We start from the raw sequence: 15,702 nt of genomic DNA on the forward strand, positions 1-15,702 counted from the left end.
CCGCCCGAACGCGCCCGGTATCGCGAACACGCAGCGTGCCGTCCGTCGCGCATGTGGCGGGCTTGCTCCCTATGATCAGGGGCTACACCTGATCGCGAGGGGAACGATGGCCGGCTTTCTGCTACGACGCGCGCTCAACTACGTCGTGCTGCTGCTCTTGGCGTCCTTTCTCACCTTCAGCCTCGCGTCACTGACCTTCCGGCCGCTGGACAGCCTGGAACAGCGCAATCCGCGGCCGCCGCAGTCGGTGATCGACGCCAAGGCCGAGGAACTACATCTGGACGAGCCGATTCCGCAGCGCTACCTGACCTGGATGAAAGGGGTGGTGCACGGCGACTTCGGCGAAACCCTCACCGGCCAGCCGGTCAGTGAGGAATTGGGCCGCCGGGTGGCGGTGAGTCTGCGGCTGCTGATCATCGGCTCGGTGATCGGCACGGTCCTCGGGGTGCTGATCGGTGCGGCGGGCGCGATCCGCCAATACAGATTCAGCGACTATTTCACGACGATCGTCTCGCTGCTCATTCTGTCCACTCCGGTGTTCCTGCTGGCCACGCTGCTGAAATACGGTGCACTGGAGATCAACTCGATGACCGGGCAGCAGATCTTCCTCTACACCGGCGAGACGTCGGCCGGCCATATCGAGGGTTTCGGGCCCCAACTGCTCGACCGGCTCCAGCATCTGGTGCTGCCGACGCTCACGCTCGCGCTCGGCGGTATGGCGGGATACAGCCGCTACCAGCGCAATGCCATGCTCGATGTACTGCAGAGCGATTTCATCCGCACCGCCCGAGCCAAGGGCCTCACCCGGAACCGGGCCCTGTACAAACACGGCCTGCGCACCGCGCTCATCCCGATGGCCACCCTCTTCGCCTACAGCCTCGGCGGATTGATCACCGGCGCCACCTTCACCGAGAAGATCTTCGGCTGGCACGGTGTGGGCGAATGGCTGGTGGATTCCATCAACGCGCAGGATATCTACGTGGTCGCCACGGTGACGGCGTTCGCGGGTCTGGTGGTGCTGGTATCGGGCCTGCTCTCCGATGTCGTGTACGCGGTCCTCGACCCGCGGGTGCGGGTCTCATGAGCCCGGCGGCCGGCGGCGACCACCGTAATCCCCGCGAATCCACCAGGGGCGCAGCGTGAGTATCAACGAAACCGAGATCCTGGTCCAGGGCGCGCCGGAACCGGCCGCCACCGGACGCCGCAAGCTGGTGCTGCGCCGCTTCCTGCGCAACCGGCCCTCGCTGGTCGGCGCGGCGGTGCTGATCCTGCTGTTCGTCGCCGCGTTCGCCTTACCGCCGCTGCTCCCCTACGACTATCAGGAACTGGATTACACCGCGCTGCTGCAGCCGCCCAGCCCGCAGCATCCGTTCGGTACCAACGAGATCGGCCAGGACGTTCTCGCCCAGACCCTGCGCGGCCTGCAGAAATCGCTGATCATCGGCATCTGTGTGGCGCTGGCGTCCACCACCCTGGCCGCGCTGGCCGGGGCGGTGGCGGGGCTGCTGGGCGGCTGGACCGACCGCGCGATCATGTGGCTGGTCGATCTGCTGCTGGTGGTCCCGAGCTTCATCATCGTGGCGCTGTTCGCGCCGCGCACCAAGGGCAGCGGGTCGATTCTGCTGCTGATCGTGCTGCTCAGCGTATTCGGCTGGATGATCAGCGCGCGGATCGTGCGCGGGCTCACTATGAGCCTGCGGGAACGCGAATTCGTCCGGGCCGCCCGCTATATGGGCGCACCGACGCACAAGATCATCCTGACCCATATCGTGCCGAATATCGCCTCGATCCTGATCATCGACACCACACTGACGGTCGGCGCCTCGATCATGGCCGAAACCGGGCTCAGCTTCCTCGGTTTCGGTGTCCAGCCACCGGATGTGTCACTGGGCACGCTCATCGCCAACGGCACCAGTTCCGCCATGACCTACCCGTGGATGTTCCTGTTCGCGGGCGGACTGCTGATCATCACCGTGCTCTGCGCGAATCTGGTGGGCGACGGCCTGCGCGACGCCTTCGACCCGAGCGCCGAGCGGGCGCGCTCCCGGCCCTCACGTAAAGCCCGCCGGGCGCAGCGAGCACAGGACGCGGAGAACCGGCGGGTGCGGGCATGACCGGAGAGACGACGATCATGGACAAGACCGGTACCGCCGACGGCCACGGCGGCGCTCCCCTGCTCGAGGTCTCCGATCTGCGGGTTTCCTTCCCGAGCGAGGAAGGACGCGTAGAGGCCGTGCGCGGCGTGGACTACACGGTCGCCGACGGTGAGGTGCTGGCGATCGTCGGCGAATCCGGATCCGGCAAATCCGTGTCCTCGCTGGCGGTAATGGGCCTGCTGCCCGACCAGGCGCGGGTATCCGGGTCGATCCGATTGCGCGGCCGGGAACTGCTCGGTCTCGGCGACAAGGAACTGTCGAAACTGCGCGGCAGCTCGGTGAGCATGGTGTTCCAGGACCCGCTCTCGGCGCTCACCCCGGTGTACCGGGTCGGCGAGCAGATCGCCGAGGCATTGCTCGCGCACGGGACGATGGGCAGATCCGAAGCGGCGAAACGGGCCGTGGACCTGCTCGATCTGGTGGGTATCCCGGATCCGGAACTGCGCGCCAAGGCGTTTCCGCACGAGTTCTCCGGCGGCATGCGCCAGCGGGTGGTGATCGCCATGGCGATCGCCAACGATCCGGCGCTCATCATCTGCGACGAACCGACCACCGCGCTCGACGTCACGGTGCAGAAGCAGATCCTGAACCTGCTGCGTAAGGCCCGCGATATCACCGGCGCGGGCGTCATCATGATCACCCACGACATGGGTATCGCCGCCACCATCGCCGACCGGGTGGCGGTGATGTACGCCGGCCGGGTGGTAGAGACCGCGAGCACCGCGAATATCTTCCGGAATCCGCGGATGCCCTACACCGTGGGCCTGCTGGGCTCGATCCCCCGGATGGACGGGCCCGCCCGGGCGCCCCTGATCCCGATCGTCGGCGCTCCCCCGGCCATGCACGCGCTGCCGCCCGGATGTTCCTTCGCGCCCCGCTGCCCGGTGGCGATCGACGACTGCCGGGTCGCGGAACCGCCACTCACCGAAGCGGTCCCGGGCCACAGCGCGGCGTGTATCCGCACGGACGAGGTCGGCCCCGACGCACTGTACGAGGCCTACCGGCGCGATATCGGCGAACCAGAACCCACCCCGGACGCCGATTCCCGCACGGTGCTGAAGGTGACCGATCTGGTGAAGACCTTCCCGATCACCTCCGGAATCCTGTTCCGCCGTAACAAAGGTGAGGTGCGCGCGGTCGACGGGATCAGTTTCGAGATCAGAGCGGGACGCACCCTCGCGCTGGTCGGCGAATCCGGATCGGGGAAGTCCACCACCCTCACCCAGATCCTCGACCTGGTGAAACCGCAGGCAGGAAGTATCGAGGTGATGGGCCGCGATACCGCGACGCTCACTCGCGCCGATCGCCGCGACCTGCGCCGGAAACTGCAGATCGTCTTCCAGGACCCCACCGCCTCGCTGGATCCCCGGCTCCCGGTCTCCGATGTGATCGCCCAGCCGCTGCGCATCGCCGGGCGGCCGAAATCCGAGATCGACCAGCGGGTTCCGGAGCTGTTGCGGCTGGTGGGCCTGCGCCCCGAACACGCCGACCGCTACCCCGCCGATTTCTCCGGCGGCCAGAAACAGCGCATCTGCGTCGCCCGCGCCCTGGCCCTGGACCCGGAACTGCTGGTGCTCGACGAACCCGTATCGTCGCTGGACGTCTCCATCCAGGCGGGTGTGCTGAACCTGTTGCGCGAGTTGCAGGCCGAACGCGGGCTCTCGTATCTGTTCGTCTCCCACGATCTGTCGGTGGTGCGGAATCTGGCGCACGATATCGCCGTCATGTACCGCGGCAAGATCGTCGAATCCGGCCCGGCGGAGCAGATCTTCGGCGATCCGGCCCACGAATACACGCGCGCGCTGATCGATGCGGTGCCCGTGCCCGTGGTAGAGGGTTGACAGAGGTGTTCGGGGATCGACCGGCAGGAAGGAAGTATCGGCCATGAGGATTCGATCGGTGGGGAGGAAACTCGCGGTGCCGCTGTGCACCGTGGCCCTGCTCGCGGCCGGGTGCGGCGCCAACGACGGCGGGGCGCCCGAAGGCGCGGTCGCGCAGGTGGGCACCGTCAACGACATCAACCCGCGCGATGTGAGCGAACTGCGCGACGGCGGCAATCTGCGGCTGGCGATGTCGTCGTTCCCCGAACAGTGGAACCCGCTGCAACTGGACAGCGACGGCGGTTCGGCGGGTGTCATCCGGCCCACCCTGCCGCGCTCGTTCACCACCGACGCCGCCGGTAAGACCTCGGTGGACACCAACTACTTCACCAATGTGGAACTGACCAGCACCGAACCGCAGCAGGTCACCTACACCATCAATCCGAAGGCCGTCTGGTCCGACGGCAGCCCGATCACCTGGGAGGACATCTCCTCGCAGGCCAACGCGCTCAGCGGCCGGGACAAACGCTTCCTGGTGGGCAACACCATGGGCTTCGACCGGGTCGAGAAGGTCGAACGCGGGGTCGACGACCGCCAGGCGATCATCACCTTCAACAAGCATTTCGCCGACTGGGCCGGGCAGTTCGCCGGTAACTCGATGCTGCTGCCCAAGGAGGCGACCAGCACGCCGGAGGTGTTCAACGAGGGCTGGCGCAACGCGGCCGGGAAGACCGCCGGGCCGTTCGTGGTCCAGTCGGCCGACCGCGCGCAGGGCCGGGTGGTACTGGGCCGCAACCCGAAATGGTGGGGCGACACCCCCAAGCTCGACACCATCACCTTCAGTGAGCTGGCGAGCGAGGCCATGGTGCCGGCGCTGGCCAACAACGAGATCGACGCGGTCGGGCTGGGCTCGCGCGACGATATGCAGACCGCCCGCAACACCGCGGGTGTGGCGATCCGGCGCGCCCCCAGCGTCTACTGGAACCACCTGACCTTCAACGGCGCACCCGGTTCCCTGCTGGAGGATCCGGGCGTCCGGGTGGCGATCATCAAGGCGATCGACCGCGGCGGAATCGCCAAGGCCATCCAGAACGGGCTGGTGCAGGACCCGAAACCGCTGAACAATCACATCTTCGTCGAAGGCCAGGAGGGCTACCAGGACAACAGCCTGCCCTTCGATCCGGATGCCGCGGCCCGCGAACTCGACGCCCTCGGCTGGAAGCTCAACGGCGATGTGCGGGAGAAGGACGGCCGCCGGCTCGAGATCCGCGACATCATGTACAACGATCAGTCGTGGGTGCAGATCGCGCAGATCATCCAGCAGAACCTCGGCAAGATCGGCGTGAAGCTGAATATCGAGACCAAACCCGGCCCGGGGTTCTTCACCGATGTGATCCAGCCCGGCGATTTCGATGTGGCCCAGTGGAGCTGGCAGGGTGACGCGTTCCCGCTCAGCAGCATTCCGCAGATCTGGGGCCTGTACCCCGACGATCTGCAGGGCAACTACGGCCGGATCGGTTCCCCGGAACTGAACCAGCTCATCGAGGAGACCCTCTCGGAACTGGATCCGCAGAAGGCCATCGACCTGGCCAACCAGGTCGACCAGGCGGTCTGGGCCGAGGGGCATTCGATTCCCCTGCTGCAGTCGCCGGGCAACGTGGGCGTCCGTGACAACCTCGCCAACTACGGCGCCGCCGGGCTGGCCTCGCTGGACTACACGAAAATCGGTTTCCTGAAGTGAGTTCCGGGATGGGCCGTGCCCTGGCCTATCCCCTCGGAGTGACGATCGGCGCCCTCGCGGTACTCACCGCGTGGGCGCCGTTCGCCGATCCGGACCAGCTCAGCGCGCTGGTCGTGGTGGGTGCCGGGATCGTGGGCTACAGCGGATACCGGATCGCGGTGGCGGCCGGCCTACTGCGCCACGGTCCCGACGAGCCGGGTCCGCTACCGGTGCGCCGGGTCCGGCAGGAGTATCAGCTGCTCAGCAGGTCGTGGCTGGAGGTCCGCGACGGCACACGGACCCGCTGGATCCCCGTGTATTTCACGCCCGAACTGGTCGGGTTCACCGGGGGCACGGCCTTCCTGGACGACGGGCGGATCGTGGTCCGCGAGACCCGCGACGAACCCTCCGGTTCGGACGCTCCCGTCCTCCGGCTGCTTCCGGCGGGCCGGGAACGCGATACCGAACCCCCCGGACGGCTGGTGGACAACCCCACCCGGGCCGGCCGCGACATCATCTCCCGCGGCACCGGGGCCGCCCGGATCGGCCGCCGGCTGCTGCTGGACGCCCAGACCGCGGTCGCCGCGCCGTTCGTCGGACTGCTGTGGGTGTACGTGATGGGTGGCGGCACCGCCGCGTTCGCCGGAGCCGCGGTGGTGGCGGCCGGCACCGGCATCTGGCTCTCCGCGATCCGCGGTTCGGATCCGAGCTGACCACCGGGTTTCCGTGATCGGGGATACCGCGCAGGTGAGCAGTCTTCTCACGCGACCGCGGTCCCCTCGAGTTCCACCAGCTGGCCGGGGACGGCCAATCGCGTCACTCCCAGCATCGTGGTGGTGGGCGCGACCCCGGCCGCACCGAGCCGCGTCGCCAGCACACCGTAGTGCGCGAAGAGCAGATCGACGTCGGTCGTGTAGACGTTGAGCCGGACCAGATCCGCCAGCGACATCCCGGCGGCGCCGAGCACCGCCTCCAGATTGTCCACACTCATCCCCAGCTGGGCGGCCATATCGCCGTCGTACTGCGGCTCACCGTCGGAATTCATCGCGGTCTGACCCGAGATGTACAGCGTCCGCGTATGCCCGGAGACCACCTCTCCCTGGTTGAACCCCATCCCGGCCGACCAGGTCACCGGGTTCACCGCCGTTCGTTCCATCGTCATATCCGTTCCTTCCGATTCGTCGGGTCGCGCCCGCCCGGCCGCACGGCGGCCGCTGCGGCGTCGCGTGACCGAGCCTCCCGGCAAATCACGACACCCTGTGTCAGGTATTCCGTAGAATTTCCGGGTGCGTGCCGATCGGCTGATCTCGCTGGTGCTGCTATTGCGGCAGCGCGGCCGGATGTCGGCGGACGCCCTCGCCCGCGAACTGGAAGTGTCCACCCGGACCGTGTTGCGCGATATCGACGCGCTGTCCGCGGCCGGTGTCCCGGTCTATGCCGAGCGGGGCCGGCACGGCGGTTTCGCGCTGCTGCCCGGTTTCCGCACCGAACTCAACGGCATGAACCACGATGAGGCCCTTGCCCTGGTGACCGCCGCGTCGGGCCGGGGCGACCAGGTCTTCGGCCTGGGCTCCGCACTCACGTCGGCCATGCGCAAGCTGGTCGACGCACTACCCGAGAACCATCGGGCGGCGGCAAGTGATGCGGCCCAGCGGTTTCTCGTCGACCCGGAAACCGACCTGCTCGCGCGCCGGCAACGCGCCGAGGACATACCGGCCGCCGTCATGATCGAGGTCCGGCGCGCGGTACTGGCCGGACACAAGTTGCGCATCCACTACGCGGCGGTGGATCAGCCGCCGAAATGGCGAACGGTGGACCCGATCGGTCTGGTCACCGTCCGCGATTCGGGCTATCTACTGGCCACGGCGGCAGGCGCGGACCGGACCTACCGCCTCTCCAGAATCCAGGAGGCCGAAGCACTCCCCGAACCCGCGCGGCGCCCGGATACGGTTGATCTGGATCGGATCTGGCAGGAACGCAGTACGCGCTTCCGCACCGGCGGCAATCAGGTCACCGTGCTCCTGCGCATGAATCCGGCCCGCCGGGACGAACTGGCCGGCACCGCACTGGCCGTACTCACCGAAGAATCCGGCGCCGACGGCCTGCTGCACCTCGAAGTCACCTTCCAGGATTCGAGACACGCGGAATGGGCGCTGTGGCAGCTCGGCACCGACGCGGAAGCTCTTGCCCCGCAATCGTTGCGCACCGCCCTGCACAACCGCGCCGCCGCGATCGCCGCCCGCTACGCCTAGTGCGGGATCGAGTCGATGATGGCGCGCGCACCCTGCCGCAGCAGATCCGAGCCGACGAAGAAGCCCAGCGCCTGCGGATCCTCCGGCACACCCCAGTGCTGCGAGTCCAGCCATTTCGTACCCTCGAGGTCGAAGACCTTGCCGCGCAGCGAAAGCCGCCCGGTGGGTTCGATCACGCACACCCCGGCGATCGGCGAATTGCAGTGCCCCTGCAGCGCGTGCAGCATGGCGCGTTCGGCGTCGGCGACCTTGCGGGTCTCCGCGTGGTCCAGTCGCCCCGCGAGTTCACGGACCTCGTCGTCACCGGCACGGCAGGCGAGGGTGAGCACACCCGCGCCGATCGGCGGGCACATGACGTCCACTGGCAGGATCTCGGTGATCCGGTCCTCCCGGCCGATCCGGTACATCCCGGATACCGCGGCGATCAGCACATCGCAGTACCCGTCCTCCAGCCGCTGCAGCCGGGTGTTCATATTCCCGCGCAGCGGTTTCATCTCGAGGTTCGGATAGTGCAGGCGTAGCTGCGCGGCCCGGCGCACCGAGCTGGTTCCCACCACCGTGCCGGCGGGCTGTTCGGCCAGCGGGCGGCCGTCCTTGGTGATGATCGCGTCGCGCACATCGTCACGTTCGGGGAACCCGGCGAACGCGATTCCTTCGGGAATCGGGATATCGCCGGGAATGTCCTTGAGGCAGTGCACCGCGAGATCGGCCCGGTCGTCGAGCAGGGCGTCGTCGATCTCCTTGACGAAAGCCCCCTTACCCCCGAGCTGCGCCAGATCCCCCATCCACCGGTCACCGGCGGAGGTCACCTTCACCAGCTCGGTGTCCACCCCGAACCCGGCAAGACCGGCAGCGACCTGCTCGGCCTGAGCCACCGCCATCGGGCTGGAGCGGGTGGCGATCCGGATGATGCGCGAAGCCATGCGCAGACTCTACCGCCGCCGGATATCCCGTCCCGGAGCGGTGCGGATAGATCAACCCGGGGCGACGGAATAGCGGAAGCAGCCCGAACCACCTGGGCCCGGCCGGCGTCGTGATCGGAATAACGACTACCGACCCCACCGTCTGCCGAGAATGCGACCGTCACCCAGTTCTTTGCGCGCTGCTACAAGACCTCGATCCGGGCCGATTCAGGCAGCGTACGTGGGCGTTCGTCGGTGTACCACGCGTATTCGAGACCACTGAGTCTCCCGCCCTCGACCCAGAGGATGACCTCACCGACAGGTGCCCCAGCGGGATCCGTAACCGCGCCGCTCGCGAAGATTCCATCCGCCGAACCGGCCGCTCCGGCGGCACCGGAACATACTTCGATATCAATACTGGGCGACCCGGCACCCCAGGTGGAAACCACCCTGCAAAAGGGTATCTGCGCTAGATATTCGGCGGAGCCGACTCCATCCACCGACAGTAACTTCGCAATGGCCGCGGCCTCGAGGTCGGTCAGCGGCCGCGGCTCAGTCGGCGTACCACCCATCAAGAACGCCAGGGGCGTAGTGAGGCAGCAGCCCCCGGCGTAACCCGATTGCTGGCTGGTAGCAGATCTTGATCAATAGTGATAGCGAGCCTGAGCAATGAGGATGTTGTCTCCGGAAACGGCGTAGACCAGGCGGTGTTCGTCGTTGATTCGCCGAGACCAATACCCCGATTTGTCGCCCTTCAACGGTTCGGGCTTACCCAGCCCGGTGAAGGGATCGCGGTTGATATCGTCTATCAAACGCATTACTCGTAACGCCATCTTGCGATCAGTGGAGATCCAGTGGCCGAGATCTTCGAATGCGACCTTGGCAAAGGTGACTTTCATTCGAGCTCTTCGGCGAGCTGCTCCAGGTTCACCTCAACTGAATCGCCCGCTTCGAGCTGGGCGATGCCCTGAGCGAGGCGTGCGGCGTTAGCGGGGGAACGCATCAGGTAGAGAGTTTCGCGTAGCGAGTTGTACTCGTCTTCGGAGATCAGTACGGCGTTGCCCTTGCGACTTGTGATGTGGACGGCGACGGCATCGTCGTTGACCTGTTCGATCAGTGGGTACAGGTTGGCACGTGCTTCGCTGGCGGACATGCTGGTCATCGGCCGTTCCCCTTCCCTGGGTCGCCTACTAATCGTACCGGATTATGGTACGACTTGTCGCGGGATCAGATAGTAGGGCAGGTAGGCCGCACGACCGTCGCGCGTGGTCCACGCCCCAGGGCCACCGTGAACCCGCTGCCAGCCTGGATGGTGATCGGCCGCATGCCGACAGGTTACCCAGCCGGTTCGCCGACCTTCCGGGAGCGGAGTTCGTGGCCCTTGGAGGTCTTGCAGCGGCCCGATTCCAGGTCCCACTGCCACCCGTGCAGGTTGCAGGTGAGGGTTTTCCCGTCCACCACACCGAATTTCGACAAGTCGGCTTTCAGATGCGGGCAGCGGCGCTGGATTTCCCAGCCCTCGACCTCCACCGAGGCCGAATCGTCGTGGGCCTCGTTGAACCAGCCGTCGGCGTAGGCGATGCGTTCGTCGGTGAGGCATTTGAAGAAGGTGTAGAGGTATTCGTTGTAGCCGCCGATCCGCCACGCCTGGAAGCGGGTGGACAGGAAGATGGTGTTCACCCAGTCGGGTTCCTGATCGCGCAGGACCGTGCGCACGAGTTCGGGGGCGATGCGGAATCCGTAGCGGTAGCGGCCCTCACCTTCGAGAGGTGCGCGGACGGCGCGCTTCGGGAAGTCCAGGACCACGGTTTCCTCGCCGATCACCAGACCGACCGGGTAACCGATTCCGTCGCAGATCAGATCGCTCTGGGCCATGATCGGCTCGAACAACTGCCGCAGCGGTTCGAGGAGGGGCTCGCCTTCGGCCGGAGCCCAGGTCTTCTTCTCCGCCACCAGGACGGGCGCCAGCCGCTGCGCCATCTTCTCGATATAGGCGGCCTTATCGCTCCAGACCGTCGCCGGGTCGTAGGGATGGTTCAGTTCTGCGTCGGCACCGTGGACGTCGACGGTCGAACCGGGCACCATCAGCAGGCCGCGGTCGTGACCGTGCTGCCGCATCTGGTCCAGGAAGACCATCTGGTCGGGGAAGATATTGCCCTCGTCGCCGCAGTCGTCGTTGAGGTAGCGCAGATCGTCGTCCAGGAAAACCGGCGGACCCGCGGACGGCACCACCCAGGTGGCGTCGACCTGTTCGATATAACTGCGGGCCCGGTCCATTCCGCGCTGCCGCTTCTGCTTACCGAAATTGGATTTCGTGCGGGCCGGAATGTCGTAGACCATCGGGTACCAGATGGCGCCCGAGTACTGGAGCAGATGAATATCGATCTTGCCGAACGCGTCGTGCAATACGTCCATATCGACCGGACGCGCATCGTTCATATTGAAACAGGTGGTCTCGCCGTCGGAGACGAGGAGCCCGGAATCGCCGATCGGACCGTCCGCGGGGGCGCGCAGCGCGACGATCATGATGTCGAGTTTCGCGGTGGGATCGCCGCTCCCGGCGCCCATCGCCCCGGTGATCTCGTGCTTCACCGAATCCTCGGTTTCGAAGAATTTGTGGAAGCCGAGTTTCTCCAGCTCACGGCGCAGATCCGGAACCGGGTAGTCGGGCAGCAGAACGGTGGCGTCCTTGTTGACGTATTCGCGTAGATGCGCGGCGTCGAAATGATCTCGGTGCAGATGGGAGACGTAGAGGAAATCGCAGTTGCCGAGTTCCTCCCAGTCGAGCTGGGTGTTGTCCGGGAACGGGAACCAGGAACCGAAGTACGCGGGGTTCATCCAGGGATCGCAAAGGATGGAACCGGCCGCGGTCCGGATATGGAATCCCGCGTGTCCGACGCTGGTGATCTGCACGAGCTCACTCCTCCTGACCGTTCAAGGCCTCCAGGGTAGTGGGTCAGGACGAAATTTCCCCGATGCAGTAGCCGTCGTCACCCTGGTCGAGGAGGAATGTCCGATTCTGCGTGACCCCCGACACATTCGTGACCGGCACCGATACCGACATATATCCGGGCGTCAACTGCTGTGAACTGATCTGCTGATCGGCGAATCCGGTGATTCCGCCGAGCGCGTCGGGATCGGTTGCGAGCGGCGGGACCACCGGCGCGCCGGTGGCCTGGGGGTCCCACTCGACCGGGTCGGTCGCGCAGACCAGCGGGTATTCCTCTTCGCGGTCGGCGGGGTCGAGGGGTTGCCCGACGGACCGCGCGAGGTATCGGCGCACGGTGTGCCGGGCGTCGGCGGCGTCGAAGACCGGTTCTGTATAGGCGGGTGACACCCGCCCGCAGGCATATCCGGACGCGACCCGGCTCTCGTCGACGGTGACGGTGGTCACTCCGTCGGTCCAGGTGAGGGTTCCGTCGATCGCGGTACCCGGCTGGGCCAGCGCGGTGAGTACCGCGCCGGTGTCGGCGTACATGGTCTGCACGGTGAGGGGCGGCAGCGACCAGCAACGCTGCTGCAGGGTCGCGATATCGCCGGTGCGCAGGTCGGCGGCGAATCGCCGCAGCGCGGGCGTGGCCTGATCCACGCCCGGGACCGCGCCGACGAGAGGGGCGTCCGCGGGGACCGGCGGCAATTCCGGGACCGCCGGCGGCCGGGGGCCCGCGGGCGGCTCCGGCTGCGTCGCCTCCGTCGTTTCGGCGGCGGATGCCTGCCCGGAGCCCTGATCGTCACCCGGGATCCCCTGGACCGAATCACATCCGGTGCTCAGCAGGACTCCGGCCGCGGCCAGACCGGCGGCCAGCGAGCGCGCTCGGTGATACCGCCGGCCGGCGACCGGCGCGGCGACCGCGCCCTCGGTGGCGATCCCCTCGGTGGCGATCTCGGGGACCTCGCGTACCCGTTGCGACACGGCGGCACTGCCGGTTCGACGCGACGGTACGGGGCGGGCGCGTTCCACTTCGACGATCACCTTTCCTGCGATACACCTCGGCTCGTCCGGCTCCGCGCGGATCCGGGCAACCCGGACAGGGATCGGCGCGGCGGGCCGGACGCTGCCGGTCATCATGGCAGCGACTACGCTAGCGGACTTGTGGAACCCGTCTACCGGACGATCATCGGGCTGGCCCGGACCGTCTTCTTCCTCGAGGGCCTGAAATTCACCGTCACCGGCGACGAGAACATTCCCGCCCGGGGCGGTGCGGTTCTCGCGGTCAATCACACCGGGTACATGGACTTCACCTACGCGGGGCTGCCGGTGCGCACTCCCAAGCGCTATATCCGGTTCATGGCCAAGCACGAGGTCTTCGACAACAAGGTCTCCGGGCCGATCATGCGGGCACTGAAACATATTCCGGTCGACCGCACCGCCGGCGCGGACTCCTATAAATCCGCGGTGGAGTACCTGCGCGACGGCGAACTCGTGGGGGTCTATCCCGAGGCCACCATCAGCCGCAGCTTCGAGATCAAGGATCTGAAGTCCGGGGCGGCGCGGATGGCGATCGAGGCCGGGGTGCCGATCATCCCGATCGTCATCTGGGGTGCGCAGCGCGTCTGGACCAAGGGTCATCCGAAGCGGCTGGGCCGTACCAACACACCGATCTCCATCGCCGTCGGCGAACCGATCCCGCCCTCCGAGCCGGCGGCCGAGCTCACCGCCGAACTCAAGGTCACCATGCAGAAACTGCTGAGCGGGCTGCAGGAGAACTACGTCCACGAGCCCGGCGCCTACTGGGTCCCGGCCCGGCTGGGCGGCGGCGCGCCCACGCTCGAAGAGGCCAACGCCCTGGACGCCGCCGAGGCCGAGGAACGCGCGGCCCGCAAACGCGCCGACGGGGACGACTCCGGCGCGTAACATCGGTTGCGCCGAACGTGGGTGGCGGCCGCGGGCGCGCGTAACCGCGGGTAGTGATCAGGAGCAGACGATGGCACGGGAGCCGGTTTTCGATGTTCTCGCCGGGCTCGTGCATACGGTCAACTTCGCGCAGGGGCTGCGGATCGATATCCGGGGACAGGAACACATCCCGCGTACCGGCGGCGCCGTCCTGGCGGTGAACCATACGGCCTATTTGGATTTCATGCAGGTGGGGGTCGTCGGACGCCGTTCCGGGCGCAATGTGCGGTACATGATGAAGGCCGAACTCGAACACGGCATCGTCGGTTTCCTGATGAAGCACTGCAAGGCGATCGGCGTGGACCGGTCGGCCGGGGCGGAATCCTACGGCCGGGCGGTGACGTCGCTGCGCGACGGCGAACTGGTCGTGGTCTATCCGGAAGCCACGATCAGCCGCAGCTTCGAACTGAAGGAATTCAAATCGGGCGCGGCGCGGATGGCGCTGGAATCGGATACGCCGATCGTGCCGATCGTCATCTGGGGCGCGCAGCGGATCTGGACCAAGGGGTTCCCGAAACAGCTGGGCCGCCACGGTTTCCCGATCCATATCCGGATCGGCGAACCGCTGGAAGCGGCCGGCTCGACGACCGAACTGACCGGGACCCTGCGCACCCGGATGAGTGAGCTGCTGGACGCGGCCCAGCAGGGCTATCCGATGCCGGCCGGTGCGCCGTGGGTTCCGGCCCGGCTGGGCGGCGGCGCGCCCACACTCGACAGGGCGGCGGTGCTGGAGGCCGAGGAGTACGCCCGGCGCCGGGCGAACCGGCCTTAGCGCGCGAGTTCCGCCATCCGGCGGGAGCCCACTTTCGTATACCCCCCGCCGGTTCTCCGTCACGGTGCGCCCGGCGATCCCCCGGCGTCGCCGGAGGCGAATCCGGACCGGCGTTTTCACGCGGTCATCGCCCACCTTCTCGAAGATTTCCACCCCTCCACGAGCACGGTTGACAAAATACCCTAGGGGGGTATCGTAACCGGCATACGGCGGCGGAGACCGCCGCCGATCGATGGATGGAGCACCCGATGAGAACGTCGACGAAGTTCGCGGGATTCGCGCTCGGACTTGTCGCGCTGTTCGGCGTCGCGCTGGGAGTGGGCACCCTGGTCGATACGCCCGGCGCCGAGCCGGATGAGCACAGCACGGCCACCGACGAGCCGGATACATCCGCTCCCGGCGGCCTGACCGACAGCGCGGGCGGATACACCCTGGTACTGGACGAACCGCTCACCACCGCGGGCCGCGACCGCACCCTGCGCTTCCGGATCGAGGACAGCGCGGGCCGCCCGGTCACGCGATACACCCCCGAACACGAGAAGGACCTGCACCTGATCGTGGTGCGCCGCGACACCGCGGCCTACCGGCACCTGCACCCCACCCTGGGCGCCGACGGAACCTGGAGCACACCGGTCGATCTCACCGGCGCGGGCGACTACCGCGTCTTCGCCGACTTCGTCACCGCCGACGGCGCGCCCTTCACCCTCGGCACCGACCTGCGGGTCGCCGGGAACTACGCGCCCCGGCCGCTCCCCGCGCCCGCCACCACCGCGACCACCGGCGACTACACCGTGGAACTGACCGGAGGCCCGGCGCCCGGCGCGCACACCGAGTCCACCTTCACCGTCACCCGCGGCGGGAAGCCGGTCACCGATCTGCAGCCCTACCTGGGCGCCTACGGTCATCTCGTGGCCCTGCGGACCGCCGACCTCGGCTACCTGCACGTCCATCCCGCAGGCCACCCGGGTGACGGAACCACGCCCGCCGGACCGGGCGTAACCTTCGCGGTGACGGCACCCGGTACGGGCGACTACCGGCTGTTCTTCGAATTCCGCCACGACGGAGCGGTACGCCGGGCCGAGTTCACGGTTCCCGTAACCGCCACCGCAACACCCGGCGACCCGCACGACGCGGAAACCTCGCCGGCCCCCACCGACAACGGCCACGGCCACTGATACCGGCCACG

The 15,702-nt window shown here is 67.3% G+C and carries 15 protein-coding genes; 9 read left to right on the forward strand and 6 right to left on the reverse strand.

Annotated features, from left to right (window positions below; genetic code table 11):
- Positions 1–106 precede the first annotated feature (106 nt).
- From ACZ6SF_RS08655 to ACZ6SF_RS08675, 5 genes are all read left to right on the forward strand, one after another.
- Positions 107–1,084 carry an ABC transporter permease gene (locus ACZ6SF_RS08655; protein WP_466061442.1) on the forward strand — a complete coding sequence of 326 codons (978 nt, stop codon included), beginning with the start codon at positions 107–109 and terminating at the stop codon, positions 1,082–1,084.
- Between the two features lie 61 nt (positions 1,085–1,145).
- On the forward strand, positions 1,146–2,114 hold the full coding sequence (locus tag ACZ6SF_RS08660; protein WP_466062222.1) for an ABC transporter permease: 969 nt from the start codon (positions 1,146–1,148) through the stop codon (positions 2,112–2,114).
- Between the two features lie 17 nt (positions 2,115–2,131).
- A complete protein-coding gene (locus ACZ6SF_RS08665) occupies positions 2,132–3,997 on the forward strand; it encodes an ABC transporter ATP-binding protein (protein ID WP_466062223.1) in 1,866 nt (621 codons plus the stop codon).
- A 43-nt stretch (positions 3,998–4,040) separates the two neighbouring features.
- Positions 4,041–5,717, forward strand: coding sequence for an ABC transporter family substrate-binding protein (locus ACZ6SF_RS08670; protein ID WP_466061443.1), 1,677 nt, complete (start codon positions 4,041–4,043; stop codon positions 5,715–5,717).
- 8 nt (positions 5,718–5,725) lie between these two features.
- Positions 5,726–6,409: a hypothetical protein gene (locus ACZ6SF_RS08675; RefSeq protein ID WP_466061444.1), complete on the forward strand. Its 684-nt coding sequence runs from the start codon at positions 5,726–5,728 to the stop codon at positions 6,407–6,409.
- A gap of 47 nt (positions 6,410–6,456) precedes the next feature.
- On the opposite strand, the gene ACZ6SF_RS08680 is transcribed toward ACZ6SF_RS08675, so the two are convergent.
- Complete coding sequence (locus ACZ6SF_RS08680) at positions 6,457–6,852, reverse strand: RidA family protein (protein WP_466062224.1); 396 nt, start codon at positions 6,850–6,852, stop codon at positions 6,457–6,459.
- 130 nt (positions 6,853–6,982) lie between these two features.
- Between ACZ6SF_RS08680 and ACZ6SF_RS08685 the strand changes: the two genes are divergently transcribed.
- Positions 6,983–7,948: a helix-turn-helix transcriptional regulator gene (locus tag ACZ6SF_RS08685; RefSeq protein WP_466061445.1), complete on the forward strand. Its 966-nt coding sequence runs from the start codon at positions 6,983–6,985 to the stop codon at positions 7,946–7,948.
- Here the strand turns inward: ACZ6SF_RS08685 and hemC are convergent.
- The 5 genes from hemC to ACZ6SF_RS08710 all read right to left on the reverse strand — a co-directional run bounded on the left by hemC (position 7,945) and on the right by ACZ6SF_RS08710 (position 12,823).
- Positions 7,945–8,871: a hydroxymethylbilane synthase gene (hemC, locus tag ACZ6SF_RS08690; protein ID WP_466061446.1), complete on the reverse strand. Its 927-nt coding sequence runs from the start codon at positions 8,869–8,871 to the stop codon at positions 7,945–7,947. The genes ACZ6SF_RS08685 and hemC overlap by 4 nt on opposite strands.
- Before the next feature lie 623 nt (positions 8,872–9,494).
- The gene (locus tag ACZ6SF_RS08695; protein ID WP_466061447.1) at positions 9,495–9,749 is read right to left on the reverse strand and encodes a Txe/YoeB family addiction module toxin; all 255 of its coding nucleotides are present in this window, start codon (positions 9,747–9,749) and stop codon (positions 9,495–9,497) included.
- Positions 9,746–10,012: a type II toxin-antitoxin system Phd/YefM family antitoxin gene (locus tag ACZ6SF_RS08700; protein ID WP_466061448.1), complete on the reverse strand. Its 267-nt coding sequence runs from the start codon at positions 10,010–10,012 to the stop codon at positions 9,746–9,748. The genes ACZ6SF_RS08695 and ACZ6SF_RS08700 overlap by 4 nt, the downstream gene beginning before the upstream one ends.
- A 173-nt stretch (positions 10,013–10,185) precedes the next feature.
- Positions 10,186–11,763 carry a Rieske 2Fe-2S domain-containing protein gene (locus ACZ6SF_RS08705; RefSeq protein WP_466061449.1) on the reverse strand — a complete coding sequence of 526 codons (1,578 nt, stop codon included), beginning with the start codon at positions 11,761–11,763 and terminating at the stop codon, positions 10,186–10,188.
- Between the two features lie 43 nt (positions 11,764–11,806).
- Entirely contained in the window at positions 11,807–12,823 is a 1,017-nt protein-coding gene (locus ACZ6SF_RS08710; protein ID WP_466061450.1) for a hypothetical protein, read from the reverse strand.
- Between the two features lie 120 nt (positions 12,824–12,943).
- Here ACZ6SF_RS08710 and ACZ6SF_RS08715 point away from each other — a divergent pair, with 120 nt between their 5' ends.
- The 3 genes from ACZ6SF_RS08715 to ACZ6SF_RS08725 all read left to right on the forward strand — a co-directional run bounded on the left by ACZ6SF_RS08715 (position 12,944) and on the right by ACZ6SF_RS08725 (position 15,691).
- Positions 12,944–13,705 (forward strand): lysophospholipid acyltransferase family protein, encoded by a 762-nt coding sequence (locus tag ACZ6SF_RS08715; RefSeq protein WP_466061451.1) that lies wholly within the window; start codon positions 12,944–12,946, stop codon positions 13,703–13,705.
- A gap of 70 nt (positions 13,706–13,775) precedes the next feature.
- A complete protein-coding gene (locus ACZ6SF_RS08720; RefSeq protein WP_466061452.1) occupies positions 13,776–14,516 on the forward strand; it encodes a lysophospholipid acyltransferase family protein in 741 nt (246 codons plus the stop codon).
- A gap of 248 nt (positions 14,517–14,764) precedes the next feature.
- A complete protein-coding gene (locus ACZ6SF_RS08725) occupies positions 14,765–15,691 on the forward strand; it encodes a hypothetical protein (protein ID WP_466061453.1) in 927 nt (308 codons plus the stop codon).
- Positions 15,692–15,702 lie beyond the last annotated feature (11 nt).

It is taken from the genome of Nocardia sp. NPDC049935, from assembly GCF_055586645.1.

Coding starts and splice junctions, on each gene's coding strand:
- ACZ6SF_RS08675 (WP_466061444.1), top strand. CDS start 5,726: ATGGGCCGTGCCCTGGCCTATCCCCTCGGAGTGACGATCGGCGCCCTC.
- ACZ6SF_RS08700 (WP_466061448.1), bottom strand. CDS start 10,012: ATGACCAGCATGTCCGCCAGCGAAGCACGTGCCAACCTGTACCCACTG.
- ACZ6SF_RS08655 (WP_466061442.1), top strand. CDS start 107: ATGGCCGGCTTTCTGCTACGACGCGCGCTCAACTACGTCGTGCTGCTG.
- ACZ6SF_RS08680 (WP_466062224.1), bottom strand. CDS start 6,852: ATGGAACGAACGGCGGTGAACCCGGTGACCTGGTCGGCCGGGATGGGG.
- ACZ6SF_RS08720 (WP_466061452.1), top strand. CDS start 13,776: ATGGCACGGGAGCCGGTTTTCGATGTTCTCGCCGGGCTCGTGCATACG.
- ACZ6SF_RS08665 (WP_466062223.1), top strand. CDS start 2,132: ATGGACAAGACCGGTACCGCCGACGGCCACGGCGGCGCTCCCCTGCTC.
- hemC (WP_466061446.1), bottom strand. CDS start 8,871: ATGGCTTCGCGCATCATCCGGATCGCCACCCGCTCCAGCCCGATGGCG.
- ACZ6SF_RS08670 (WP_466061443.1), top strand. CDS start 4,041: ATGAGGATTCGATCGGTGGGGAGGAAACTCGCGGTGCCGCTGTGCACC.
- ACZ6SF_RS08695 (WP_466061447.1), bottom strand. CDS start 9,749: ATGAAAGTCACCTTTGCCAAGGTCGCATTCGAAGATCTCGGCCACTGG.
- ACZ6SF_RS08725 (WP_466061453.1), top strand. CDS start 14,765: ATGAGAACGTCGACGAAGTTCGCGGGATTCGCGCTCGGACTTGTCGCG.